Here is a 25,942-nt window from a genome sequence, read left to right on the forward strand (position 1 = left end):
GCCACTGTAGTGAAATTGGCCTCTTGATATAAGGCCACTTTAGATATTGGATACTTTCATGACCCCGGTATTCGTGATGACCAGACGATGGGTTCAGCTGCTGCTGGGCCTCTTCCTCTACGGCATCGCGATCGCCATGATGATCCGTGCCGCTATCGGCATCTCGCCGTGGGACGTGCTCGCCCAGGGCATCTCACTGCGCACCGGCATCCCGTTCGGCCTCGTCACCAACATCGTCGGCGTCGTCGTGCTGCTGCTGTGGATCCCCCTGCGCCAACGACTCGGGATCGGCACCGTTCTGAACGCCCTCCTCATCGGGCCGAGCGCCGAAGTCGGGCTCTGGCTCATCCCGCTGCAGGACAACATCTGGATGCGCATTCTCCTCTTCGTGGGCGGCCTTCTGCTGCTCGCCATCGCGACCGGCCTCTACATCGGCGCGCGGTTCGGGCCTGGCCCGAGAGACGGGCTCATGACCGGTATCAACAAGAAGTACGGCGTGCGCATCTGGATCGTCCGCACCTCGATCGAGATCGTCGTACTCGTGATCGGCTGGATCCTCGGCGGCAACGTCGGCTTCGGAACGCTCGCCTTCGCACTCCTCGTCGGCCCGCTCGTGCACATCACCATGCCGATCCTGCGGGTGCCGGACGCCCCGACTACGCCGGAACCGGCCGCCTCGCCCGCAGAGAGCCGATGAGCACGAGGCCGAACACGACGAGTGCGAGGCCCACGAGAGCTCGACCACTCAGAACCTCGTGCAGCACGAGGACCCCGAGCAACGTCGCTGTGAACGGCTCGCCGAGGCCGAGCGTCGCGACCGTCGAAGCGCTGAGCGCTTTGAGCCCGTTCGCGAGGAACAGTGACGCGACCGTGATCGTCACGAGCCCCAGCCAGAGCGCCATGACCACGCCGTCGAGGGTCGCCAGCCAGCTCAGATCGGTCAGGAGCAGGAACGGCAGCGCGCCGACCGCCGACCAGCCGAAGATGAGAGCGACGGAGCCCGTCGGCGTCCACCCGTCGATCAAGAGCTGCTTGGCCGACAGTGCGTAGATCGCGTAGCAGGCGCCGGCGGCCAGCGAGAGCAGAAGGCCCGTCGCATCCGCCGAGCCCGCCTCGCCGGCCCCGGAGAGCAACACGATGCCGACGACCGCGATGACGGTCGCCGCAAGCCAGGCGAAGCCGGGGAACCGGCGGAAGAGCGCCCACTCGAGCGCTCCCGTGATGATGGGGCCGGAGCCGATCGCGACGACCGTGCCGATCGCGACCCCGTTGATGCTCGTGCCGAGGAAGAACGCCGGCTGATAGGCGACGATCGCCGCCGCACCGATGGCGACCACGGGCCAGGCGCGCCGGCGCTTCTCCACAGGCGACGACTGCGGGTCGGGTTCGGGGAGGTTCGGGATGTGCAGGCTGAGCATGTCGGAGGTCGGGCTGCCCGGCATGGGGTCGCGCAGCGCCGTTGACGACCTGCGCGAGAGCACCCAGGCCACGAGGGCGAGCGCCGCACCGCCGATGACGATGCGGGCGGAGCCGACCGAGAGCGAGGCCGCGCCATCCGGGCCCAGAGCCTGCGCCGTGCCGGTCGTGCCGAACAGGATCGCCGCGATGAGGGCGAAGAGCACGTGGCGCACCTGCTCATCGTCGCATATTCCCAGCCCCGCTCCGCCACGCCCTGGTGCCGCCCGGCCCCGTCCCAAATGAAGGCAATCCGGGCCGCGGGCCACGAGGTTCCGGCGATGCAGACCCCACATCCGAGCGGATGCCTTCATTTGGGACGGAGTAGCTACAGGTTGCGCTCGGCGTAGACCGCCATCGCATCCCGCACGAACTCGGCGCCGGCCTGGCCGCCATAGTTCGCGGCGAACCGCGGGTCGGTGACGTACATGTCGCCGAGGCCCGTGAAGTAGTCCTTCGTGGGGCCCGTCGTGCCGCCGCCCGGTGTGCCCGGGATGCCGCGCAACCAGTCGAACTGCCGTTGCGCGAGCGCCTGCGCCTCGTCACTGTCCGGGTCGATTCCGGCCTTCGCCGCCGCGATCCAGTCCTCGCCGAGCTTCTGCATGACGGCCTTCCAGCCGGCCTTCTGCTCCGCGGTCTGCGAGCGCCACCAGGCGTCGCTCTTAGCGTAGGCATCCTTGCCCCAACGCTCCTCGACCTCATCCTTGTATTGGGTGTGGTCGAAGCCGTCGAACATCTCCTCTGCCATGAGTTGTTCACCTCCTTCCAGTTTTCTGATCGTGGTCTCGACGGCGCCGATCTGACGGTCGAGCCGTTCCTTCTCCTTCTGCAGCCAGTGCAGGTGGGTGAGCAGGGCATCCGCATTGCGCGTCTGGCCCTCGAGCACGTCGGAAATCGCGGGCAGGCCGAGGCCGAGCTCGCGCAGCAGCAGGATGCGCTGCAGTCGCGCCAGGGCCCCGTCGTCGTAGTAGCGGTAACCGTTGCCGCCGACGCGACTGGGCTTCAGCAACCCGATGTCGTCGTAGTGCCGCAGTGTGCGGCTCGTCGTTCCCGACAGTCGCGCGATGTCCTGGATCGACCAGTCCATGATCTGCCTCCTTCCGTGCTGAAATACCACGGTAGAGGTTGACGCTGCGTCAATGTCAAGTAGGCATCGACGGCTGGTTCTCAGGCGCAGAAGGTGCGGATGGTCCCCTCAAGCAGGTCGGTGAGCTGCTCGACCGATGCCGTGGTCGCCCACTCCGTGTCGGCGTGCGCGCCGCCCCCGTCGACGCCGACCAGCAGGCACGGGATGCCTGCTTCGAGGATGAGGCCCGCGTCGGTCCAGAACGGTTCGCCGCGGGTCGCGGGCGGAGCGCCGAACACCTGCTTCGCGCTCGCGATCACCGCGCGCACGATCGGCCAGTCCGGGTCCGCCTCGAATGCGCCCCGGGCGACGAGGCGACGCAGCTCGTACCGAAAGTCGGGGGTGCCGGCCGCGAGCCCGTCGAGGATGGCGCGCAGCTCGGCCTCGACGGCATCCGGGGTCTCGCCGGGCAGGGTTCGCCGCTCGAGCGTGAGCGTGCAGGAGTCGGCGACGGTCGCCGCATCCGTGCCGCCCGAGATCATCGAGACGCGCACGGCGCCGTGGCCGAGAAGCGGATGCGGTGGCCGAGACTCGAGGCGCGCCCGCAGCTCGTCGATCGCCCGCAGCACGAGGCCGGCGTGGGCGATCGCATCCACCCCCTGGTGCGGCATGGACCCGTGTGCAGCAAGCCCGCTGAGCTCGACCTCGAACCAGGCGAACCCGCGGTGGGCAAGCACGAGGTTCAGTTCGCTCGGTTCGGTGACGATCGCGGCATCGGCGGCGAAGGCGGCGAGCGCGTCCTCGGTGCCGCGACTGCCGAACTCCTCGTCGGCGACGAGGGTGACGATGACGTCGCCGGCAAGGGCTGCGCCGGCCCCGCTGCCGGCCCCGCTCGCTCTGGCTGCGGCGACCAGGATCGCCGCGACCCCGGTCTTCATGTCGAAGGCGCCGCGACCGAAGAGTCTGCCGTCGCGCACCTCCGCCGCAAAGGGGTCGCCGTCGTAGCTTGCAACGCCGACCGTGTCGAGGTGGCCGTTGAGCATGAGCGAGCGGCCACCACCGGTGCCCCGCGCGATCCCCACGACGGTCGGGTGCTGCGCGGTGCCGAGCCAGTGCACCTCGAAGCCGCGCGCGCCCAGCCAGTCCGCACACCATCCGGCGATCGCCGTTTCGCCGGCCGCGCCCGCCACGAGGTCGGAGTTCACCGAGTCGATGCGGATGAGGTCGCGCGCGAGTTCGATGGGATCCAGGTCGGCCGGATGCTCGCTCATCCTCCGAATCTAGCCGGATTCGGCGACAGGACTTGCGCTCGCCGCAAACACGATATATCTTGATCCCAGTAAACGCGATATAGCGCGAGTTTCACGGGAGGAGAGTCGGATGGCAACCGAGAAGTGGCTCATCGACGGCGAGAAGATCATCGACATCGATATGGTGCGCAACCTCAAGGTCGCGCTCATCGGAGGGCAGGTCGACATCGTCGGCCACGACGAACCCGGCGCCCGCGTCGAGGTGCACTCGGTCAGCCGCAAACCCCTCAAGGTCTCGATCGACGGCGACACGCTCGAAATCGACCATCCGCAGCTCAGCTGGGACAACTTCCTCGACGTGTTCTCCTCCTTCAAGGGCAACGCGAAGGCGGATGTCAGCATCATGGTTCCGCGGGACGTCGCCCTCAAGTTCGGTGTCGTCTCGGCCAACGGCCTCGTGAGCGGCCTCACCGAAGACGCGAGGATCAGCACGGTGAGCGGCGACATCGTCGTCGACAACGTGTACGGCGACCTCGACCTCGGCTCGGTGAGCGGTGAGATCTCGGTGCGCAACCACTACGGCAACATCACCTCGAAGTCGGTCTCCGGCGACGTGACGGCCAGCGGCGAGATCATGAAGTTCAGCTCCAACAGCGTCTCGGGCGACGTGTTCCTGGATGTCACGGGCACGCCCGATGAGGCGAGCGTCAAGACGGTCTCCGGCGACGTCACCGTCCGGCTCGAAGCCGGAGTCCCCGCCCAGTACCGGATCAACACGGTGTCGGGAAAGCTGCAGCTCGACGACTCGGAGATCACCGGCATCCGGGGCCAGTACACCGGCAAGTACGGTGAGCTCCATGGCCGCTGGCTCGAGTTCTCGGCCACGACGGTCTCCGGCGACGTCGCCGTGCTGCACTCCGGCTCCGCGGGAGGCGGCGGCCGATGACCCCGCCGGTCTTCGCGCACGGGCACCTGAGGCTCTACCTGCTGAGCCTGCTCGCCGACGAACCCATGCACGGCTACGAGCTCATCCTCGCGCTCGAGGAGCGCTTCGGCGGCACCTACACCCCGAGCGCCGGCACCATCTACCCCCGCCTCGCCAAGCTCGAGGAGGAGGGCCTCGTGAGCAAGGTTCCGGATGGGCGGAAGACCGTGTACGCGATCACGGATGCCGGTCGCGCCGAGCTCGCCGCCCGGCAGCACGAGCTCGACGAGATCGAGAGCGACCTCACCGACTCGGTGCGCCGGCTCGCCGACGAGGTGCGCTCGAGCGTCAACCAGGCGATGAAGAGCCTGCGGGCCGACCTCGCCGCGGCGGCGCGCGAGGCGCGCACCGAGGCGAGGTCGGCCGGGCGCACCGTGCGCAACGACGTACGGGAGACGGTGAGCACCCACCTGCGCGAGGCGGAGATCGTGCTCAACGACTTCCGGCACGAGGTGCGCTCAGATCTGCGGAGCATGGCGGCGCGGGGTGAGCTCACGCCGGAGACGGTGTCCGGGCTCAAGTCCCGGCTCGACGAGGTGCGTTCGGCGCTGTTCCACCTGGACTGAGTACATCCGCCCGCAACGGGTGTAGTCTCGCTCCTCGTGACTGACGAAGTCCGCTCGCCCAAGCGGTGGCTGATCGGTGAGCCGTTGCCCTCCGACAAGCTCGAGGGACAACTCCTTCCGAAGCATCTGGCGCTCCCGATCTTCGCCAGCGACGCGCTCTCCTCCGTGGCATACGGCCCCCAGGAGCTTCTGCTCATCCTCACGCTCGGCGGCCTGAGCTTCCTCACCCTCGCGCCGTGGGTCGCCGCCGCCGTCATCGTCGTCCTCGTGACCGTCGTCGCCTCCTACCGACAACTCATCAAGGCCTACCCCTCCGGAGGGGGCGACTTCGAGGTGGCCCACAAGAACCTCGGCGAGAGGGCCGGTCTCGTCGTGGCGAGCGCCCTGCTCGTCGACTACATCCTCACCGTGGCGGTGTCGGTGGCGAGCGGTGTCGACAACATCATCTCCGCGTTCCCCGTTCTGAACACCTGGCGCGTCGAGATGGCCGTCGGATTCATCATCCTGCTCGCCGCGGTCAACCTGCGCGGAGTCCGGGAGTCGAGCAAGGCGTTCGCCCTGCCCACCTACCTGTTCATCGGAAGCGTCCTGCTCATGATCATCGTCGGTGTCGTGCGCATGGCGCTCGGGGACACCCCGATCGCGGCATCCGCCCAGTACGCGGTTAAGGCGGAGGAGTTCACCCAGGTCGGCATCGTGCTGCTGCTCCTGCGGGCGTTCGCGAGCGGATGCAGCGCCCTCACCGGCGTCGAGGCCGTCGCGAACGGGGTGCCCGCCTTCCGCATCCCGAAGATCAGGAACGCCCAGCGCACCCTCGTGCTCATGGGCGGCATCGCCATCGTGCTGTTCGCGGGCGTGACGACCCTCGCGCTGGCAAGCGGGGTGCACTACGCGGAGAACCCCTGCAACCTCGTCGGCTTCGACGACTGCGACACCCAGCCGCAACGCAGCGTCATGGCGCAGATCGCCGCCGCCGTGTTCGGTGGGGACAACCAGATCCTGTTCTTCGTGCTGCAGGGAGCGACCGCGGCTGTGCTGCTGCTCGCCGCCAATACGGCGTTCAACGGATTCCCGCTGCTCGGCTCTGTGCTCGCCCGTGACGGCTACGCCCCGAAATCTCTCTCGACGCGCGGTGACCGGCTGGTGTACTCGAACGGCGTGCTCGTGCTCGCGCTCGCCGCCGCCATCCTGCTCGTCGTCTACCAGGCGAACCTCAGCGCCCTCATCCAGCTCTACATCATCGGGGTGTTCGTCTCGTTCACCCTCGGGCAGTCGGGCATGGTGCGGCACTGGCTGCGAACCCTGCGGGAGGGGGCGAAGAATCGCGGCCAGATCATCCGGAGCCTGTCGATCAACTCGTTCGGCGCGCTGCTCACCGGCACCGTGCTCATCGTCGTGACCGTCACCAAGTTCACCCACGGCGCCTGGCTCGTGTTCGCGATCATGCCGGTGCTGTTCCTGCTCATGCTCGGCGTGAACCGCTACTACCGGAACGTCGAGCACGACCTCACCGTCGACGACACGACGATGTTCGGCTCGAATGGTGACCACGCGATCGTGCTCGTCGGCAGGTTGCAGAAGCCGACGCTCAAAGCCCTCGACTACGCCATCGCCGCCCGGCACGAGAGCCTCGAAGCCGTGCACTGCTCGATCGACGACGACCAGACCGCCCATCTGAAGGCGCAGTGGAAGCAGATGAAGATCCAGGTGCCGCTGCGCGTCATCCAGTCGCCGTATCGGGACATCAGCTTCCCGCTCATCAAGTACATCAAGAAGCGGCGCGAGACCCACGGGTCAGAAGTCGTCACCGTCTACATGCCGCAGTTCATCGTCGGGCACTGGTGGGAGAACCTGCTGCACAACCACAAGGCCCGCCGCATCCGACACAAGCTCATGCTGTGCCATGGGGTTACGATTGCGCTCGTGCCCTGGCTGCTCGACTCCTCGAAGGTGCTCTACGCGCGCGCCGGTCGGCCCCTGCCCGGGCAGGAGCGCCGTGGTGAGCCGGTACGGCGGGCGGTCATCCGCAAGCCGCTGCCACCGGCGAAGGTCAGCGGCCGGAACCGGAATTAATGTGAGGGAATTGCTCGCCGTACTCGTGGGCGGATTCGTCGGGACGGGGCTCAGGCTGCTCGTCGACCTCGCGCTGCCGAACGCGGCCGATGGCTTGCCGCTCGGCACGCTCCTCGTCAACGTGGTCGGCGCGTTCGTACTCGGCCTGCTCGTTGCGCAAGTGTGGCCGCATGCCGCCGCATGGCTGAGGGCCGGACTCGGGGCCGGACTTCTCGGGTCTTTCACCACGTTCTCCGCGATCGCGGTCTCACTCGTCGCGCAGGCGCACGCCGGTGCCTGGTGGCTCGCTGCCGGGTACCTCGTGCTCTCCCTGGTTCTCGGATTCGGCGCCGCCGCGCTGGGGTTGCGGCTGGGACGACCGAGGCGCGCCTTCCGTGAGCGCGGTTCGGGCGTCTCGCCGATCGACTGGGTCGACGAATGACCGTCGCACTCGCCCTCGTGACGATCGGCGCGGGCGGACTCGGCGCAGTCATCCGGTACCTCCTGTCACTGGGGTTCGCCCGGGTGTCGGATGCCGAACACTTCCCCTGGGCCGTGCTCGTCGTCAACGTGGTCGGCTCTGCCATCGGCGGAATAGTGCTCGGGATGGCGCAGCACGACGCTGTGTCCGCCGACCTGCAGCTCATCCTGCTGACCGGACTGTGTGGCGGCATCACGACCTTCAGCACCTTCAGCGTCGAGACGATCCAGCTCGTCGCCGCCGACCGCTGGCGCGCCGCCGCGCTCAGTGTCGCTGCGAACCTGGTCCTCGGGCTCGGCGCCTGCGCGCTCGGCTACCTGCTCGCCTCCTGACCCCGCGCTCTCGCGCAGGCCCACCCACCCGTGTCCGTGCGTGTCCCAAATGAAGGCAATTCCGGTGCTGAGCCTCGCGAAGCCCGCCAACTCGTACCGGTGCGCACCGATTGCCTTCATTTGGGACACCGGGTCACGCCCACGCATCGGCGAAAGGTGCTTCAGCCCTTCTCTGCGCCTTCCGTCGTGCTCATGATCTTGCGCTGGAAGATGAAGAACAGCACCGCGACCGGGATCGTCATGAGCACGGCGGCGGCGAGCTTGAGGGGGAACTGGTTGCCGCTCCCGAGCTGCCCGGAGAACAGCGACGCGACGCCCGTCGTCAGCGTGTTCAGGTCGGTGCTCTGCCGCGAGATGATGAAGTGCGCGAACTCGTTCCAAGAGCCCTGGAAGCTCAGGATGAACAAGGTCACGAGTGCGGGTCTGGCCATGGGAAGCACGATCGTCCAGAACGTGCGGAAGATGCCGGCACCGTCGATACGCGCCGCCTCCTCGATGCTGACCGGGATCGACTCGAAGAACTGCTTCATGATGAAGATGCCCGCCGCGTCCACGAGCAGCGGGATGATCATGCCCGCGTAGGTGTTGTAGATGCCGAGCTCCTTGATGATGAGGAAGCGCGGGATGAGCAGAACGACGTTCGGCACCGACATGACGGCGATGAGACCGGCGAAGATCCAGGTGCGTCCGCGGAACTGCAGGCGCGAGAGCGCATATCCCGCGAGCGAGTCGAGGAAGACGCGCCCGAGCGTGACGCAGATGGTCACGATCATCGAGTTCGCCGCCCACAGTGGAAGCGGCACCTGCGTGAAGAGCCGCTCATACGCGGTGAACGACCAGGTCTGCGGGAGGAGCGAGAGAGGATTGCTGGTCGCGTCGGCATCCGTCTTGAAGCTTCCGGCGACCGAGAGCAGGAACGGGTAGATGTAGATGAGCGCGAGGATCACGAGCATGAGATAGCTCGCGAGGACGCCCGCGCGAAGCCTGGTCATTGCATCCGCCCTTGCTTGAGCGAGTTCTGTATCGCGATCTGACGCCGCATCTCCTTGTCGAGTTTGCCGCCGGGGTTCCTGTCTCGCAGGATCCAGCGCTGGAGGAGCGTGAGCACGACGATGAGCACGAACAGCAGAAACGCCATCGCAGCGCCCTCGCCCCAGTTGAGCCCCTTGAACGAGGTCTGGTAGGAGAGGTAGGCGGGCGTCAGAAGCGTTTTCCCCGGTGCGCCGCCCCCGGTCAGGTAGATCTGGTCGAACACCTGCCAGGTGCCGATGAGTCCCAGGGTGATGACGGTGAACAGGGTGGGCTTCAGCATCGGCAGCGTGATCGAGAAGAACTTGCGGAACGGTCCTGTTCCGTCCATGAGCGCGGCCTCGTCGATCTCGGCACCGATGTTCTGCAGGCCGGCGAGGAAGATGAGCATGAAGGTCCCCGAGGTCGTGAAGATCGCGAGCACGATGAGCATGCACATCGCGACGGAGGGTCCGGCGAGCCACTCCCACCAGCTGATGCCGAGCGGCCCGGCGGCCGCGAGCGCCGGCGGCGGTGCGTGCACCCCGAACGAGTCGAGGATGTTGTGGATGACGCCGCTCGGGTCGGCAAGCCAGTTAGGGCCGTTGATCCCGATCGCACCCAGGAGGGCGTTGATCGCCCCCGACGAGGCGAACAGGAAGATGAAGATCCCGGTGATGGCGATCGAACTCGTCACCGAGGGAAAGTAGAACGCGGTCCTGAAGAAGCCGCGCGCCTTGAGGAGGCGCCGGTTGACCTGCACCGCGAGGAAGAGAGCGAGCGCCGTCTGCAGCGGGACGACGAAGATGACGTAATAGAAGTTGTTACGGATCGAGGTGCCGAAGTCGCGCTGGGAGAGCCCGGGATCCACGATCAGCTTCTCGTAGTTCTTCGTCCCGACGAAGCTCGCGCGGCCGCTCAGCGGGGAGCCGAGCCCATTCCAGTCGCTGAAGCTCACCCATAGGGCGAGCAGGATCGGGAGCACGAGGAACAGCCCGATGATGATGAGTGCGGGCGACACGAACAGCCAGCCTCTGCTGGCCTCGCCGCCACGGATTCCCTTTGCCATCATCCGCTCCCTTCACTACCGGGTCGTGCCCGATATCTTCCGGTCGAGCTTGCCGCGACCGTCCCGGCGACTGTGCGCCGGGGGTCTCGGCAAGCTCGACCCGAGAGATTCGTGCCGGCTACTTCGCGTTCGCCTCGTCGAGCGCAGCCTGCAGCGTGGTCTGCAGCGACGCGAGGATCGCCTTCGCATCACCGCCGATCAAGCCGGCGAGCTGGGCGTTGAAGTCGGAGATGACGGTCGCGGATCCGGCGAAGTTCACCGGGCTCACGGCGTAGTCGTTGCCCTTGACGAAGGAGGCGTTCTCCGGATACTTTGTCGCGTACTCCGCAGCGGCGGACTCCGTCGACGGGATGACCCCGAAGGCGTCGGCGAACTTGAGCTGCTGCTCGTCGCTCGTCAGGAACTGCACGAGGGACTCAGCGGCCGCCGTCGTCTTCGAACCGGCCGGGATGCCCCAGCAGTTCGTGAACGTGAACGTCGACTGGCCGCCAGGGCCGGCCGGCAGTTCGTAGGCCTGGTACTTCGTGTCGGGGAAGTCGCCCTGGATGCCCTTGATCCACGGACCCTCGATCACCATGGCTGCAGCGCCCTTGCCGAGCGCCTCGCCGGACCAGCCGGAGTCGATCTCGGCGGGGAACTTCAGCACCCCGTCATCGTGGAGCTTCTGGATCTCCTTGAGTCCCGCGAGGTTCTCCGGGGTGTCGGCCGTGACCGTCTTCCCGTCGTCGCTCACGAGGGAGCCGCCCGCCTGGTTCATGAAGACCCCGACGCGCGCGTACTCGAGCCCGAAGGAGAGCCCGGCGACCTTGTCGGTCGTGAGCTTCTTCGCGGCCGACTCGAGGCTCGCCCAGTCGGTCGGGATGTCGGCATCCGTCAAACCCGCCGCAGCCCACATGTCGGTGTTGATGATGAGGCCGAGCGTCGAGAAGTCCTTCGGCTCACAGGTGAAGGTCCCCTGGTAGGTGAAGGTGTCGACGAGCGACTGGTAGAAGTCGCCCGCGTTGGCGGCGTCCTTCGCGTACGGCTCGAGGTACCCGTTGCTCGCGTAGTTCGCGAACTGGTCCCAGCTCATGTAGAAGACGTCGGGCGGCGTGCCTCCCGCGAAGCCCTGGCTCAGCTGCTGGGTGAGGTCGCTCGCGGCGACCACCTCCACCGAGGCATCGTTCTGGTCGGCCCAGGCGGTTGCCGCCGCCTGGACGGCGTTCGTCTCGGCGTCACCGCTCGATCCGATGAGCATGGTGAGCTTGGCGCCGGAGATGTCTCCGTCTCCTTCGCTGCCGCCTCCACTCTGCGAACAGGCCGCGAGGCCCGCGACGAGGGCGACGGCGGCGAGGCCGGCACCCAGTTTCTTCGTGTTCATGGTTCCCTACCTTTCGTGGTGATTGCCGGCCAAGGGGAAGCCGGAGTTCTCGACGGACGCGAGCTCGGTGGAGCGGCGGGCGACGAGGGTCGGTGTGAGCAGCCGGTGGATCGGGTCCGCTGCCGAGTGGACGTGGGCGGCGACCGTGCTCCCGGTCTCGCCGAAGAGCAGTTCGAGCGCGCTCTGCGCGACGAGATCCAGTGGCTGGTCGATGCTCGAGAGGCCGACCGCGGCGGCGACCGGGGTGTTGTCGTAACCGATGACCGGTAGTGCGTTCCTGCCGAGGCCGGCCGCCGCCATCATGGCTCCGAGGGCGAGGGAGTCGCTCGCGCAGACGATCGCATCCGGTGGCGCAGGGGAGGCGAGAAGGGTAGTGGCGGCAGCGTTGCCCTGAGGCACGCCATCCTCGGTCGCGAGGGCGAGGATGGCGAGGTCGCGACCGGCGAGGCCGAGCCGTTCGGCGGATGCCGACGCCCATCCGGCGCGTCGTTCGAGGGCGGTCGTCGTCCCGTCGTCGAATCCGAGGTAGCCGACCCTGGTCGCCCCGCCGTCGATCGCATGATTCGTCGCCTGGTTCGAGCCGCTGAAGCCGTCGACGTCCACCCAGGGATGGATGGGCTCGCCCAGGTCGTCGTCGCCGGATGGGCGCCCGAACGTCACGAAGGGCACATCGTTCTCGAGCAGCCAGGCGGTGCGCGGATCCTGCCGGAAGGTCGAGGTGAGCACGAAGGCGTCGACATCGGAGCCGTCGCGCAGCCTGCGGAACTCCTCGATCTCGTGCTCGGGGGTGCGCGCCGTGAAGAGCAGGATGCGCAGGCCCCGTTCGGCGGCCCTTTCGGTGAGTGCGTGGAGGAAGCGGTCGAGGAGCGAGCCGGAGATCCCGTTCGACATCGGGTCGAGCCGTACGCCGATGGTGGAGGACTTCCGTGTGCGCAGTCGACGGGCCGAGGCGTGCGGGCGGTAGCCGAGCTGCTCGATCGCCGCCTTGACGCGCGTCATGGTCTCCGGTTTGACGATCGCCGGCGAGTTGAGCACATTGGAGACGGTCTGCCGGGAGACGCCGGCGATGCGGGCGACGTCTTCGACCGTCGGGAGCTGCCGCATCCTGCCTCCTCGTCACTGAGCCTCGCCATGAGATTTGATCGTTCAAGTGCGTTCGACGCCTGCAGCCGCAGCTACTGGGGATTCTCCTGCACAGTTTGATCGTTCAAATGCTTGGTGTTACATTACCTCAAGCGAATCGAAAGTCAATGCCCCCTTGAGCAGAACCCTGCCGACGATCGGGCGACACCAGTGAGGAGCGGCGCGAAACACATGTCCGCACCACTGCAGCCCCTGCTGCACAACGAGCTCGTCGTCCTGCGAGCGCCGACCCAGGCCTGGTCCGCGCGGGACGGATCGATCGGCACGGCGCCCATCCACGGCCTCTACTTCTCGGATGTCCGGGTCGTCTCGCAACTCTCGGCGACCGTCGGCGGCGAGGCCGGCGAGCACATCGCGACCGAACCCCTCGGCGCAGACTCGATGAGCTTCGTGACCCTGCTGCGTCACCTCGACGACCGGGCCGCCGACCCCAAGGTACGGTCGAACCACACGCGGACCGCCACCGCGACGACCATCGGCGAGACCCTCACCGTCTCCTCCCACCTCGACACGGACATCACGACCGAGGCCGTCGTCACCCTCACTGCCGATCTCTGCGACATGGACCGGGTCAAGGCCGGTGTCGGCACACCGGCCGAACCGGAGGTCACGGTGCAGGGCGAGCAGGCGAGCTGGTCGAACGACTCGGTGCGCGTACGACTGGAGGCGCCCGGCGCGACGGTGCTGGCATCCGATGGCCGGATCGAACTGCGCTGGCCCGTCGTCGTCCCGCCTCACGGCGAGACGAGCGTCTCCTGGACCATCGCCGCCCGGGACGAGCAGGCGGTCGTGACCGGCGTCGACTTCCCGCCGCGCTGGTCGACCCCGGATGTCACGGCCGACGATGAGCGTCTGCCCCGCTGGCTCGACACCGCCCTCGGCGACCTCGACGCCCTGCGCATGGCCACGGTGGACCAGCCCGGCCTCGTGTTCCTCGCCGCGGGCGCGCCCTGGTTCTTCACCCTCTTCGGACGCGACTCGATCTGGGCCGCCCGGTTCATGCTCCCGCTCGGCACCGAGCTCGCGCACGACACCCTTCGGGTGCTCGCCGGCCTGCAGGGGACGAAGGATGTCGCCGCGAGCGCCGAGCAGCCGGGCAAGATCATGCACGAGCTGCGCCGCGAGACGCTGCGCATCCCCGACGAGGCCATCGCACTCCCGCCGCTCTACTACGGGACCGTCGACGCGACCGCCCTGTGGATCTGCCTCCTGCACGACGCTTGGCGCTGGGGGCTCACCGACGACGCCGTGCGCGAGCTTCTCCCGCATCTGGTCGCAGCTCTCGGCTGGATGCGCGACTACGGCGACGCGGACGGCGACGGCCTGCTCGAGTACATCGACCGCACCGGGCACGGCCTCGCCAACCAGGGCTGGAAGGACTCCGGGGACTCCGTGCAGTGGCGCGACGGCACGCTCGCCGAGGGCCCGATCGCGCTCTGCGAGGTACAGGCCTACGCCTACGAGGCGGCGACCCATGGCGCGGACCTGCTCGAGCACTTCGGCGTGGGCGGCGCGGAGGAATGGCGTGCCTGGGCGGCGGCGCTCAAGGCGCGATTCCACGAATCCTTCTGGATCGACGCACCGGACGGCGCCTACCCCGCCATCGCGCTCGACGCCGCGAAGCGGCCCGTCGACACGGTGACGAGCAACCTCGGCCACCTCCTCGGCACGGGACTGCTCGACGAGCGTCAGGCCGCTCTGGTCGCCCGTCGTCTGGTCTCGCCGGAACTCGACTCGGGGTTCGGCCTTCGCACAATGTCGACCGACTCCGGCGGCTACTGGCCTCTCAGCTATCACGGCGGAAGCGTCTGGACCCACGACACCGCGATCGCGATAGCCGGGCTCGCCCGTGAGGGCTTCGTCCAGGAGGCGGGCCGGCTCGTCTCGGGGCTCCTCGCCGCCGCGAGCGGATTCGACTACCGGATGCCGGAGCTGCACTCTGGAGACCCCGCCTCCCGGCTCGCGGTCCCCGTGCCCTACCCCGCGGCCTGCCGCCCGCAGGCCTGGTCAGCGGCCGCGGCCGTGTCCGTGCTCGGCAGCGTGCTCGGACTCGACCCGGATGCCCAGGCCGGCGTCCTGCGGATGTCGCCCTCCGGCGCGGTCGGGCTTCTCACCGTGTCGGGCATCCGGTTCGGGGGCGCGGAGGTCTCGGTGCGGGTCACGGCCGAGGGTGAGGTGGCCGCCGCATCCGGTGCCACCATCGAGGTCGGTTGACTCCCTCGCCGAGCCGGGCGGCGAGTGCTCAGGCCTGGCCGTGCAGGGTGCGAGAGCGGCGGGACAGCGAGTCGATGACGACGGCGATCAGGAGTACGACGCCGGTCACCATGTACCGCACCGAGGTGTCGAGGCTGAGCAGGGTCAGTCCATTCGCGATCGACTGGATGACCACGATCCCGAGCAGCGCCGACCAGGCGCTTCCGCGACCCCCGAAGAGGCTCGTTCCACCGATGACGGCGGCAGCGATGGCCATGAGGTTCGTGTCGGCGCCACCGCTGCTGACACCGGCGGAGGCCAGGCGTCCGGCGGCGAACACTCCGCCGATCGCGGCGAAGGTGCCGCCGAGGACGAGGCAGGAGATGAAGATGCGGTTGATGTTGATCCCCGCTCGCCTGGCCGCCTCGACACTTCCGCCCACGGCGTAGACCGCCCGGCCCCAGCGGGTGTGCACGAGGGCGTAGTTCACGATGACCACGAAGAGCACGAACACCATGAACATCACACCGACCCCGCGGGTGAGGTTGAGGTACCAGGCGGCGAAGCCCAGCCCGACGAGGAGCGTCGCCGACTTGATGAGAATCGTCGTGGTCGACTGGCTCTGCAGCCCAGCGGCCGAGCGCTTCCTCGCCGTCAGGAGCGCCGACCCGCCGTAGACCGCCACCGCGATCACGACGAGGGCATAGGAGACGGCCGGCGGAATGAACATCTGCTGCGCGAACCTCACCAGCCAGCTGTCGAAGGGGATGTTGATCGAGCCATTGGTCCCGAGGATCCACAGCTGGAGACCCAGGACTCCCATGAGCCCGGCGAGGGTGATGACGAAGGTGGGAACACCGAAGCGCGCGTAGATGAGCCCGTACAGGTAGCCGACGACGGCGCCTGCGGCGATGCCCGCGGCCACACCGAGCCACAGCGGCCAGCCATGTTGAGTGAAGGCGACGGCCAGGATGGCGCTCGCGACGCCGCTGATCGACCCCACAGAGAGATCGATCTGGGCAACCAGCAGCACGAGGACGACACCGATGGCGATCGTGCCGATCGCGGCGCACTCGAGGGCCAGGTTGACGAGGTTCGCACTCGAGAGGAAGAACGGGTTGAGCAGCTGGAAGATCACCCAGATGATGGCGAGACCCACGATGACCGGGAGCGAGCCGAGGTCTCCTTTTCGTACACCGGCGACGGCGTTCCTCACGGCTCCGAGGAGCCCCCGCGGTGCGGCTGTGCCGCCTTCCGATGGTTCGGGGTCGGTTTCGGCGGCGACCTCCGTCGACGGGTTCATCGGTCTTCTCCTTCATCGCTGTGTGCGGCGGCGCGGCGGGTCACCGCGTTGTCGGATGCCCCCGTGATGGCCGCCACGATCGTCTCCTGGCTCGTTCCGGGCATGAGGAAGTCGCCGTTGTTGCGACCCAGGCGGAACACGGCGACCCGGTTGGCGACGGCACGGACGTCCGCCATGTTGTGGCTGATCAGGACGACCCCGAGGCCGCGTTCCCGCAGGTGCTCGACGAGGTTCAGCACCTCGGCGGTCTGAGCGACGCCGAGCGCAGCCGTCGGCTCATCGAGGATGACGATGCTCGGGTCGCCGAGCAGTGAGCGGGCGATGGCCACCGTCTGCCGCTGGCCGCCGGAGAGGGCGGCGACGGCAAGGCGTACAGAGGGGATCTTCGCGGAGAGCTGCTTGAGCAGGCCCCACGAGCGCTCCTCCATCTCGACCTCGTTGAGAGCGTACGTGCCGATCTCGTGGCCGAGGAACAGATTGGAGACGACGTCGAGGTTGTCGCACAGGGCGAGATCCTGGAAGACCGTGGCGATGCCGAGGTCGCGCGCGGCGCTCGGCGACGGGATGGACACCGCCTGACCGCGAAACGTGATGGTTCCGGAGTCGTGAGGATGGACGCCGGCGAGGATCTTGACGAGCGTGGACTTGCCGGCGCCATTGTCCCCGACGATGGCGAGGACCTCCCCTGGGTAGACGTCCAGTTCGATGTCGGCGAGCGCCTGCACGGCGCCGAAGGCCTTGGACACTCCGCGCAGACTGAGAATCGGCTCCGCCTGTTGCACGGCTGTGCCGCTCGTGGTGGCTGTCATGGTCATCGTTGACTCCCTCTCGCTGGGACCCGGTTCGACCGGGGGTCCTCCTCCCGAATGGAGAACCCCCGGTCGCGATCCTGGTCGATTACTTGATGCCGGCTGCCTCGCATGCCGCCGCGTAGTCCGCGGTGCAGATCTCAGCGACCGTGTAGAACTCGTCCTTGATGATCGTGTCCATGATGTTGGTCACGTTCACCGAGACGGGCTGGTTGAGGTAGCTCGGGATGCCGTTGACCTCGGTCGTCGACTCCGGCGTCCGGTTGTTCACGAGGTCCCACGCCGCCTGTGCCGCGTGCTGCGCCTCGGACCGGAACGGGTTGTACACCGTCATGTACTGGGTTCCCTGGATGATCCGCTGCAGCCCGGGGAGGGATGCGTCGAGACCGGTGATCGGCACCGGGTCCATCCCGACGGCCATCATGGCCGCAAGTGCGGCGCCACCGTTGTTGTCGTTGGCCGAGTACAGGCCCACGATGTCGTTCTGGAACTTGGTGAGCTGGCTCGAGACCCACTCCTGCGCCTCGGCCGGGTCCCAGGTGGCGAACTCGGCGAGGATCGTGTAGCCGCTCGCGTCGATGATCTTGTGAGCGCCCTTCTTGATGTTCGCAGCGTTCGGGTCGGTCTCGGCACCGTCGATCATGAGGATGCCGCCGTCACCCGGCTCCACGCCGTCGGCCTTCAGCTTCTCGACGAGCGCGGTGCCCTGCATCTCGCCGACCATCTCGTAGTCGTTCGAGATGGAGAACGTGACATCCGGGCTCTGGATCAGGCGGTCGTACGAGACGACGGGCACGTTCTGTGCCTTGGCCGCCTCGACGATGCTCGCGGCGGCGACTCCGTCATAGGGGTCGACGACGAGCACCTGCACGCCCTGGGTGAGCATCGACTGCGCCTGCTGCAGCTGCTTGGCGGCATCCGAACTCGCGTTCGCGTAGAGCAGTTCACAGTCGGGGCAGAGCTTCTCGAGCTCCTCCGTGAAGTACGGCTTGTCCTTCTCCTCGTAGCGGAGGGTCGTGACCTCCGGCAGGAGCAGGCCGATCTTCGCGTGACTCGGATCGTCGGATCCCGCGTCGTTGGTTGCGGCCGGAGAACACGCTGTGAGCGCACCGGCCGCCATCAGGACGCCGGCTGCGATGCCGATCGTTCTCTTGGCTAGGACTTTCATGGCAAAACCTCCGTTAGTTCAGCGTTCGACGTGGAGAGGATGCGTAACCCGGCGAGGCCCGTCTGGTTCCATCGGGAACGGGGGGTTGCTCTCATACCTCTCCAACTGCCTCGAAACATAGCTGGAGGACAGAACGGTCGACAATAGCAAGACGAAAATAGTATTCGGCTATGGCTAACGGGGCTCACCGTCGGACTCCCGTGTCGACAACCGGCGAGAGATTCCGCGGGCGGCGGCACGCAGCGCGACCAGGAGGTCGGGGAGGGTCTGCCGGTTGAGCCGCGACGACGGACCCGCGATCGTGAGCCCGGCCTGCACCTCTGAGGGGCCGAAGACCGGCACGGCGATGCTCGAGAGGCCGACCTCCTGCTCCTGCAGGCAGAGCGCGTATCCGGCCTTGCGCACATGGGCCAGCTCTGCGCTGAGGCGAGCGGGGTCGGTGATGGTCGTCGTCGTCGTCGGCGCGAGGGGGTCGTGCAGGAGCGCCTCGATGTAGCAGCGCTTCTGGAACGCGAGGAGCACCTTCCCTGTCGCGTTGGTGTGCAGGGGGGAGCGACGACCCGTGCTCGCGACCATGGCGAAGGACTGCGTGACCTGATCGCGATCCAGGTACAGGACGGTGTTCCGGTGGAGTATCCCCAGTAGTACGGCCTCGCCGGTCTTCTCGGCCAGGCGGTCGATGTGGAATCGGGCCATTCGCGCGAGATCGGTCGAGCGGATGACCGCGCTGCCGAGCTCGTACAGCCCCCAACTGAGCCGGTAACGGCCTGCGTCGTCCCGCTCGACGAGCCCGTCGAGCTGAAGCGTCTGCATGAGCGCGTGAGTCGCAGGCTTGCTCAGCTCGACCCGCCGGGCGAGATCGCTGAGTGTGAGCGGGCGTCCAGCGGAGTGAAGCAGCTTGAGCAGCCCTGCAGCGTGCAGGACGGATTGGACCACCCTGGGCGCTCGGGTGGTCTCGGGTATCGGCGCGCGGACCGATGAGGCAACTGACATGACGGAACTCCTGAACAACGCTGGCCGCGAGCTTCCTGTCGCATTCACCACATTAGCAGTGGGCGAATACAATTTTCGACTAGCTATTGATGCTCGGATGGCGGCGGGCTATGTTTCGGAGGCGGAGTCGGCTGGCCACGGCCATGGGTCGCTCCCCAAGAAGAGAGTCGCACCACCATGACCATTGAGACCAGCCTCGGGCCCATCCGCGTCGAGGAATTGCTGCACCAGGCGGAGGAGCAGGTACGCCGGCTCGTCACGGAGCATCCCGGCAAGGTGCCGGTCTTCACCCAGGGAGGTCGCTGGCAGTTCGACGGCGACGCGTGGGCTCCGGTGTGGACCGGCGGATTCCTCGCCGGCATGATGTGGATCTTCTCCCAGCGCTTCCGCGATCCCTTCTGGCGGGAGAACGCGGAGAGATACAGTCGGCTGCTCGAGGAGCGCAAGCATGACACGGGAACCCACGACATCGGGTTCCTGTTCAGCCCGAGCTGGGGTCGCTGGCACGAGGTCGCCCCGAGCCAGGAGACCCGCGACGTTCTCATCGAGGCGGGCACGACCATGGCGGGGCGGTTCAACCCGGCCGGGCGCTATCTGCGCACCTGGGTCGACGCCGGCAGCACCTTCATCGACGTCATGATGAACATCGGGATCATCTATCAGGCCGCCGACCTCTCGGGCAATGCCGCCCTCGCCGAGATCGCGACGAAGCATGCGCTGACCTCACGGCGATTTCTCGTGCGCGGCGACGCCACGACCGTGCACGAGGGCTGGTTCGACCCCGACTCCGGGGAGTTCCTGCGCGCCGCAACCCACCAGGGCTACCGCTCGGACTCGTCCTGGGTGCGCGGCCACGCCTGGGCGATCTACGGATTCGGGACGGCATACCAGTGGACCGGGGACGCGCGGTTCCTGGACACGGCCCGGCGCTGCGCAGACACCTACATCACCGAGGTCGGAGACCGATTCGTAGGCCCCAACGATTGGGAGCAGCCGGCGCCGAACGACGGCTACGAGGCATCCGGCGCCAGCATCACCGCGTCGGGACTGCTCCAGCTCGCCGACCTGCTCGGAGACGCTGGCGACGACTACCGCCGGTATGCGCGATCGATCGTCGCGAGACTCAGCGAACCGGAGTTCTTCGGCGCCGCCACCACGGGGTGGGAAGGCATCATCAAGCACTCCACGTATCACGAGAACGAAGGCCTCGGCGTGAACGAGAGCGTCATGTGGGGCGACTACTACTTCGTCGAGGCACTGGATCGGCTCGCAGGCACCCCGGAGCCGGAATCGTCCGCGGGCCCGTCACGACGATGACCATGCGGCTCGTCGCCATCGACCTCGACGGAACGCTGCTCGACCCGGACCACGCGCTCAGAGCCACGACGATCCGCGCGGTCACGGATGCCGTCGATGCCGGCCTCGACGTCGTGATCGCCTCTTCCCGCGGCCCCGCGTCGATCCAGCCCATCATGGGAAGGTTGGGCCTCACCGGCGAGTTCATCGCCGCACAGGGTGCCATCACCGGCCGCTTCGCGCCCGATGGAACGCTCACAGTCATCGACGAGACGCCGATTCCGTTGCCTCTGGCCCAGAAGGTGGTGACGGCCGCTCTTCGCCTCGCCGCCAGCGTGAGTTGGATCGCCGGCATGGAGTGGTCCGTCCCGTGGATGGATGCGCAGGTCGACGAGCAGACCGAGGTGCTGGGCAGGCAACCTGTGATCCGCGACCTGAGGACCGCGACGCAACCCCCGCACAAGCTCCTCGCCATCGTGCACAAAAGCCGGGTCGACATGGTCGACCCGCTTCTGCGGATGCTGCCTCCGGGAGTCACGGCGACGCTCTCGCACCCGAACTTCGTGGAGATCACCGCAGAGGGCGTGGACAAGGGTGCCGCGCTCGAGCGGCTCTGCCACCGTCACGGCATCGCAGCGGGGGAGGTCGCGGCGATCGGCGACGGCCACAACGACGCCGGAATGCTCCGGTTCGCCGGAACCGCAGTCGCCATGGGCAATGCCGTCGCCGAACTCCGGGCCGAAGCCTCGCTGATCACCGGATCGAATGCCGAAGACGGTGTGGCCGCAGCGCTCCGGACCCTGGTCGCCGCACGGTCGCGCTCTTAGCCCATCGTGCTTCTGGAGTGCCGTGCGGTCTAGCCGGCGGCCGCCGGGCTGGGCGTCGTGGCCATGACCCCGAGCTGCACCGAGATCTCGTGAGCCTCCTCGTTGAGCCGGGCCACGATCCGGGAGACCGAGCGTCTGGTGACCCGCTCGGCCGGGCCTGCCACGGCGATGGAGGCGCAGACCCTTCCGGTGTAGTCGAAGATCGGGACCGCGATACTGCACAGACCCAGTTCCTGCTCCTGCCAGCAGGTGGCGAATCCCTCGCGCCGCACCTCGTGCAGTTGCTTGTCGAGTACCGCAGGATCGCAGATGGTCGCCGGAGTGTTCGAGGCGAGCTCGCTGGCGAGCAGCTCGGCGATGAACTCCTCGTCCTGGTGGGCCAGCAGCACCTTGCCGGAGGCATTGGTGTGAAGGGGCGAACGACGGCCGACGTTGGCGATCATGGAAAAAGACTCCGTGGCCTGCCCGCGATCGAGGTACAGCACTGAGTCGCCGTCGAGGATACCCAGGAGCACGGCCTCGCCGGTCTCCTCGGCAAGACGATCGAGGTGGATCCGGGCGATGCGATTGAGGTCCACGGAGCGGATGACGGAGCTGCCCAGCTCATAGAGGCCCCAGTCGAGTTGGTAGGTCGCATCGGCGCTCTTGGCGATGAACCCCTCGAGCTCGAGGGTGCGCAGCAGATGGAAGGTCGCAGGCTTGCTGATCCCGATGCTCTTGGCGAGTTCCCCGAGGCCCATCGGCTTGCCCCGGGCGGCGAGCGCTTTGAGCAGGGCGGCGGCGCGAGCCACCGAACGCACGATGCGCGGCCCGGTCTCGACGTCATCCGCTGATGGCTCAGAGGCCTCTACGCTCGTCACGACTCTCCTTGGTTCGAATCTGCACGGGCTACGCTACGGCAGATCGCTTCAGTCTAAACCCTCGGTTGCTCATAGCTAACAGTATTTTGTTCCTGCTATTGCGATCGTTTTGACGCTCTCCTAGGTTGGGAAGCAGGTCGAGTGTTGCCCGCACCCCGGACGACGCCCACTGTACGCCGACCACAGCCCGAAAGAGGACAGGATGCGATTCTGCAGTGCGGACGAGGCCGCAGCGCTCGTCACGAGCGGATCCACCGTCGTCGTCGACGGGTCGGGCGGCGGAGTGAACGAGCCGATGGCGATCCTCGAGGCCCTCGAGACCCGCTTTCTCGCGACGGGCTCCCCCACCGGCCTCTGCGTCGTGCACGTCTCCGGAATGGGCTCAGGCCACGGCGACGGAATCGACCGATTCGCCCACGAAGGCATGGTCAAACGGGTCATCGGAGGGCACTGGGGCTGGGCGCAGGGTATGCAGGAACTCGCCTCCGACAACCTCATCGAGGCCTACTGCCTCCCCCAGGGCACCATCTCCCACCTCCTGCGCGTCGCGGCGGCGCACGGCCCCGGCGTCATCAGCCACATCGGACTCAACACCTTCGTCGACCCGCGCCTCGACGGGGGTCGGCTCAACGATGCAGCGAAGGACGACATCGTCCAGCTCGTGAACCTGTCGGGCAAGGACTGGATCTTCACACCCGTCTTCCCGCTCGACGTCGCGATCATCCGCGGAACGACGGCCGACGAGAACGGGAACATCACCATGGAGGGCGAGGGGCTTCTGGCCGAGACCCTCGCCACCGCACAGGCGGTGCGCAACAACGGTGGGCTCGTGCTCGCCCAGGTGCGCAACCGGGTCGCCGCCGGCAGACTCGTGGCCGACCAGGTCCGGGTGCCGGGGGTGCTCGTCGACGCCATCGTCGTCGATCCGACGCAGCGTCTGTCCACCGCGACGGACCGCGACCCGTACCTCGAAGGACGCGAGCGCCTCGGCGAGCTCACGATCGACCCGATGGAATTCGGCGTGCGCAAGGTCATCGCCCGACGCGCCGCCCGCGAACTCGCCCCCGGCGACGTCGTCAACCTGGGGTTCGGAATGCCCGACGGTGTCGCCGCCGTGCTCGCCGAGCGCGGACAGGAGTCCTCGGTCACCTTCACGGTCGAACAGGGCCACATCGGCGGAGTCCCTGCAGGAGGCAGCGACTTCGGCATGGCACGCAACGCCGACGCGAGCGTGACGGCCGACCAGCAGTTCGATTGGTATGACGGCGGCGGCGTCGACACGGCCGTCCTCAGCTTCGCCGAGGTGGATGCGCGCGGCAACGTCAACGTCGGACGATTCGGCCGTCGCGTCCCCGGCGTCGGCGGCTTCATCAACATCTCCCAGGGTTCGAAGAAAGTCGTCTTCGTGGGGACCTTCGTCGCGGGAGGCGACTACGAACTCGACGGTGCTGGGGGCATCGCCGTTCCCCTCGACGGTAAGCAGAAGTTCGTGCAACAGGTCGAACAGGTCAGCTTCTCCGGCGAGCGCGCCACGACCGTGGGCCAACCGGTCGTCTACGTGAGCGAACGGGCGGTCTTCGAACTCCAGGCAGACGGACCCGTGCTCGTCGAGATCGCGCCGGGGCTCGACCTCGAACGCGACATTCTCGCCCACATGGGCTTCCGGCCCCGGATCGCCGACGCCCTCAGGACGATGGATGCTGCACTCTTCCACCGTGCGGAACAGGCGCTCGCCACCGCAGGCGCGGCCCCGACCGCGAAGGGCGGCGATCGATGAGCGCGGGCGGAACCGGCACGGCTCCCGTGCTGCTCGAACGCCGCGAGGGCGACACCGCGATCATCACCCTCAACCGACCGACCAAGGGCAACGCCCTCGACCATGAACTGATCTCGGCACTCGAAGAGTTCGCGGCTCGGCTTCAGGCCTCCGTGGATGATCCGCCGCATGCCGTCGTGCTCATGGGCGCCGGCGATCGCGCCTTCAGTGCCGGTGCGGACATCCACAATCTCGTGGGCCTTGACGAGAAGTCGGCGACCGACCAGATGCTCAGAGGGCAGGCGGTCTTCGGCATGTTGGAGGATGCGCCACAGGTCGTCATCGCGGCCGTCAACGGCGTCGCGCTCGGCGGCGGGCTCGAGCTCGCCATGGCCTGCGACATCCGGATCGCCGCACCCCACGCGCGGCTCGGGCAGCCGGAGATCACCCTCGGCAACCTCCCCGGCTGGGGCGGAACCCAGCGGCTCCCGCGGCTCATCGGCGAGGGGCGCGCCCTCGAACTCATCCTCACCGGAGAACCCATTGGGGCGTCGGAGGCCCACCGGCTCGGCCTCGTCAACCAGGTCGCCGACGACCCCGTCTCCGCCGCCATCGCACTGGCCCAACGCATCACCGCGCACAGCGCGTTCGCCGTGGCCAGGGCGAAGAAGGCGGTATACGCCGGGATGCGCGACGGCATCCGTGCCGGCCTCGAAATCGAGGCCGCCCTCGTCGGCGAGTGCGCCGTGAGCCCAGAGCAACGCGCGGCAGTCCAAGCATTCTTCGACCGCAAGAAGTCCACCACAACGAACAAGGAACCGACATGAGCCAAAGATTCTCCTCCCCACCGCGTCTCGTGCTCGGCGACGGCGCCCTCGAGCAGGTCGCCGAGGAGTTGCCGCGCCTCGGAACGAGAGCCCTCATCGTGACCGACCCCGGCATCGTCGCCGCCGGCATCCTCGACACGGTCCGCGACGTCCTCACCGCATCCGGGCTGCCGCTCGAGACCTTCACCGACGTCATCGGGAACCCGGACATCGCGACCGTCGACGCCGCCGACAAGGCCAGGGCGGCCGCCAAGGCTGACATCCTCATCGCCATCGGCGGCGGGTCCGCGATGGATGTCGCCAAGTCGGTCGCCGTGCTCGCGACCAACGGCGGATCGATCACCGACTACGAGGGTGTCGACCGGTTCGACAACCGCCCACTCCCCGTCATCGCCGTCCCGACGACGGTCGGCAGCGGAAGCGAGGTCACCAAGGGCGCGGTCATCCTGAACCCGACAACGCACGTCAAGATGGTCATCGTCTCCGACCTCATGTTCGCGACCATCGCCGTTCTCGACCGGCGCGTCGTCGCCGGCCTGCCCGGTCGCATTGCAGCGACGACCGGCATGGACGCCCTCACCCACGCCATCGAGGCCTACGTCTCCAAGGGCGCGAACCCGGTGACCGACGCCATCAACATCGGGGCCATCGAACTCATCGGCGGCAACCTCGTCGCCGCCTCGAAGGGCGACCCGGATGCGCTCTACGCCATGCTCGTGGCCTCCTCGATGGCGGGCATCGGTTTCCACGACGCGGGGCTCGGCGCCGTGCACGCCCTCGCCAACACGATCGGGGCGCAGTTCGGGGTGCACCATGGGACCGCCAACGCCCTCTTCCTCCCCTATGTCATGGACTTCAACCTTTCGGCCGCTCCGGCCAGGTTCGCCCGCATCGCGCGCGCACTCGGCGAGGACACCACAGGGCTGACCGATGAGGAGGCCGCCCAGCGCGCGGCATCCGCCGTTCACCGCCTCGCCAGGGACACCGGCGTGCCGCGCACCCTCGCCGAGGTCGGCGTTCCGGCCGACGCGATCGACGAGCTCGCCGCGGCTGCCCTCGTCCAGGCCGACCTGCCGGGCAACCCGCGGCCGGTGACCATCGACGACATCACCGAGCTCTACCGCAAGGCACAGTAGACAACAC

Annotated in this window: 24 protein-coding genes; 12 read left to right on the forward strand and 12 right to left on the reverse strand. The window is 67.7% G+C overall.

The genetic code is table 11. From position 1 onward, the window contains the following. Window positions 1-76: 76 nt before the first annotated feature. Entirely contained in the window at window positions 77-697 is a 621-nt protein-coding gene (gene yczE, locus ABD678_RS00655) for a membrane protein YczE (protein ID WP_425561934.1), read from the forward strand. Here yczE and ABD678_RS00660 read toward each other — a convergent pair. From ABD678_RS00660 to ABD678_RS00670, 3 genes are all read right to left on the reverse strand, one after another. Further along, the gene (locus ABD678_RS00660; RefSeq protein WP_344752689.1) at window positions 657-1,631 is read right to left on the reverse strand and encodes a DMT family transporter; all 975 of its coding nucleotides are present in this window, start codon (window positions 1,629-1,631) and stop codon (window positions 657-659) included. The genes yczE and ABD678_RS00660 overlap by 41 nt on opposite strands. A 152-nt stretch (window positions 1,632-1,783) precedes the next feature. Continuing rightward, a complete protein-coding gene (locus ABD678_RS00665; RefSeq protein ID WP_344752691.1) occupies window positions 1,784-2,542 on the reverse strand; it encodes a MerR family transcriptional regulator in 759 nt (252 codons plus the stop codon). Between the two features lie 80 nt (window positions 2,543-2,622). Beyond that, entirely contained in the window at window positions 2,623-3,792 is a 1,170-nt protein-coding gene (locus tag ABD678_RS00670) for a M20/M25/M40 family metallo-hydrolase (protein ID WP_344752693.1), read from the reverse strand. A 109-nt stretch (window positions 3,793-3,901) separates the two neighbouring features. On the opposite strand from ABD678_RS00670, the gene ABD678_RS00675 reads away from it, so the two are divergent. Genes ABD678_RS00675 through crcB form a run of 5 tightly spaced genes read left to right on the forward strand, consistent with a single transcriptional unit; the run spans window position 3,902 to window position 8,187 of the window. Continuing rightward, entirely contained in the window at window positions 3,902-4,717 is an 816-nt protein-coding gene (locus tag ABD678_RS00675) for a DUF4097 family beta strand repeat-containing protein (RefSeq protein WP_344752695.1), read from the forward strand. Beyond that, window positions 4,714-5,322 (forward strand): PadR family transcriptional regulator, encoded by a 609-nt coding sequence (locus ABD678_RS00680; protein WP_344752697.1) that lies wholly within the window; start codon window positions 4,714-4,716, stop codon window positions 5,320-5,322. Before ABD678_RS00675 ends, ABD678_RS00680 begins: the two co-directional genes overlap by 4 nt. A gap of 36 nt (window positions 5,323-5,358) precedes the next feature. Then, entirely contained in the window at window positions 5,359-7,395 is a 2,037-nt protein-coding gene (locus ABD678_RS00685) for an APC family permease (protein ID WP_344752699.1), read from the forward strand. 1 nt (window position 7,396) lies between these two features. Then, entirely contained in the window at window positions 7,397-7,816 is a 420-nt protein-coding gene (locus ABD678_RS00690) for a fluoride efflux transporter FluC (protein WP_344752701.1), read from the forward strand. Continuing rightward, the gene (gene crcB, locus ABD678_RS00695) at window positions 7,813-8,187 is read left to right on the forward strand and encodes a fluoride efflux transporter CrcB (protein WP_344752703.1); all 375 of its coding nucleotides are present in this window, start codon (window positions 7,813-7,815) and stop codon (window positions 8,185-8,187) included. Before ABD678_RS00690 ends, crcB begins: the two co-directional genes overlap by 4 nt. A 161-nt stretch (window positions 8,188-8,348) precedes the next feature. Here crcB and ABD678_RS00700 read toward each other — a convergent pair whose 3' ends face one another. The 4 genes from ABD678_RS00700 to ABD678_RS00715 form a co-directional block, all read right to left on the reverse strand. Next, entirely contained in the window at window positions 8,349-9,179 is an 831-nt protein-coding gene (locus ABD678_RS00700; RefSeq protein ID WP_344752705.1) for a carbohydrate ABC transporter permease, read from the reverse strand. Next, window positions 9,176-10,264 carry a carbohydrate ABC transporter permease gene (locus tag ABD678_RS00705; RefSeq protein WP_344752707.1) on the reverse strand — a complete coding sequence of 363 codons (1,089 nt, stop codon included), beginning with the start codon at window positions 10,262-10,264 and terminating at the stop codon, window positions 9,176-9,178. Before ABD678_RS00705 ends, ABD678_RS00700 begins: the two co-directional genes overlap by 4 nt. A 118-nt stretch (window positions 10,265-10,382) precedes the next feature. Continuing rightward, window positions 10,383-11,624, reverse strand: a complete 1,242-nt coding sequence (locus ABD678_RS00710; RefSeq protein ID WP_344752709.1) for an extracellular solute-binding protein — start codon at window positions 11,622-11,624, stop codon at window positions 10,383-10,385. A 6-nt stretch (window positions 11,625-11,630) separates the two neighbouring features. Next, a complete protein-coding gene (locus ABD678_RS00715) occupies window positions 11,631-12,728 on the reverse strand; it encodes a LacI family DNA-binding transcriptional regulator (RefSeq protein WP_344752711.1) in 1,098 nt (365 codons plus the stop codon). Window positions 12,729-12,938: 210 nt separating this feature from the next. Between ABD678_RS00715 and ABD678_RS00720 the strand changes: the two genes are divergently transcribed. Beyond that, entirely contained in the window at window positions 12,939-14,981 is a 2,043-nt protein-coding gene (locus ABD678_RS00720; protein ID WP_344752713.1) for a glycogen debranching N-terminal domain-containing protein, read from the forward strand. A 28-nt stretch (window positions 14,982-15,009) separates the two neighbouring features. Here the strand turns inward: ABD678_RS00720 and ABD678_RS00725 are convergent, their stop codons facing one another. From ABD678_RS00725 to ABD678_RS00740, 4 genes are all read right to left on the reverse strand, one after another. After that, a complete protein-coding gene (locus ABD678_RS00725) occupies window positions 15,010-16,263 on the reverse strand; it encodes a sugar ABC transporter permease (RefSeq protein WP_344752714.1) in 1,254 nt (417 codons plus the stop codon). Further along, window positions 16,260-17,072, reverse strand: a complete 813-nt coding sequence (locus ABD678_RS00730) for an ATP-binding cassette domain-containing protein (RefSeq protein ID WP_425561935.1) — start codon at window positions 17,070-17,072, stop codon at window positions 16,260-16,262. Before ABD678_RS00730 ends, ABD678_RS00725 begins: the two co-directional genes overlap by 4 nt. 88 nt (window positions 17,073-17,160) lie before the next feature. Beyond that, the gene (locus ABD678_RS00735) at window positions 17,161-18,240 is read right to left on the reverse strand and encodes a substrate-binding domain-containing protein (protein WP_344752717.1); all 1,080 of its coding nucleotides are present in this window, start codon (window positions 18,238-18,240) and stop codon (window positions 17,161-17,163) included. Window positions 18,241-18,414: 174 nt separating this feature from the next. Beyond that, complete coding sequence (locus ABD678_RS00740) at window positions 18,415-19,233, reverse strand: IclR family transcriptional regulator (RefSeq protein WP_344752719.1); 819 nt, start codon at window positions 19,231-19,233, stop codon at window positions 18,415-18,417. A gap of 177 nt (window positions 19,234-19,410) precedes the next feature. On the opposite strand from ABD678_RS00740, the gene ABD678_RS00745 reads away from it, so the two are divergent. Both ABD678_RS00745 and ABD678_RS00750 read left to right on the forward strand, forming a co-directional pair. After that, window positions 19,411-20,550: a glycoside hydrolase family protein gene (locus tag ABD678_RS00745; RefSeq protein WP_344752721.1), complete on the forward strand. Its 1,140-nt coding sequence runs from the start codon at window positions 19,411-19,413 to the stop codon at window positions 20,548-20,550. Then, complete coding sequence (locus ABD678_RS00750; RefSeq protein ID WP_344752722.1) at window positions 20,547-21,356, forward strand: Cof-type HAD-IIB family hydrolase; 810 nt, start codon at window positions 20,547-20,549, stop codon at window positions 21,354-21,356. Before ABD678_RS00745 ends, ABD678_RS00750 begins: the two co-directional genes overlap by 4 nt. Before the next feature lie 29 nt (window positions 21,357-21,385). Here the strand turns inward: ABD678_RS00750 and ABD678_RS00755 are convergent, their stop codons facing one another. Continuing rightward, on the reverse strand, window positions 21,386-22,216 hold the full coding sequence (locus ABD678_RS00755) for an IclR family transcriptional regulator (protein WP_344752724.1): 831 nt from the start codon (window positions 22,214-22,216) through the stop codon (window positions 21,386-21,388). Window positions 22,217-22,418: 202 nt separating this feature from the next. On the opposite strand from ABD678_RS00755, the gene ABD678_RS00760 reads away from it, so the two are divergent. Genes ABD678_RS00760 through ABD678_RS00770 form a run of 3 tightly spaced genes read left to right on the forward strand, consistent with a single transcriptional unit; the run spans window position 22,419 to window position 25,935 of the window. Continuing rightward, window positions 22,419-23,993, forward strand: coding sequence for an acyl CoA:acetate/3-ketoacid CoA transferase (locus ABD678_RS00760; RefSeq protein ID WP_344752726.1), 1,575 nt, complete (start codon window positions 22,419-22,421; stop codon window positions 23,991-23,993). Beyond that, window positions 23,990-24,799, forward strand: a complete 810-nt coding sequence (locus ABD678_RS00765) for an enoyl-CoA hydratase/isomerase family protein (RefSeq protein WP_344752728.1) — start codon at window positions 23,990-23,992, stop codon at window positions 24,797-24,799. The genes ABD678_RS00760 and ABD678_RS00765 overlap by 4 nt, the downstream gene beginning before the upstream one ends. Further along, window positions 24,796-25,935, forward strand: coding sequence for an iron-containing alcohol dehydrogenase (locus tag ABD678_RS00770; protein ID WP_344752730.1), 1,140 nt, complete (start codon window positions 24,796-24,798; stop codon window positions 25,933-25,935). Before ABD678_RS00765 ends, ABD678_RS00770 begins: the two co-directional genes overlap by 4 nt. Window positions 25,936-25,942 lie beyond the last annotated feature (7 nt).

The organism is Leifsonella bigeumensis, from assembly GCF_039537265.1.
Lineage (GTDB): Bacteria > Actinomycetota > Actinomycetes > Actinomycetales > Microbacteriaceae > Terrimesophilobacter > Terrimesophilobacter bigeumensis.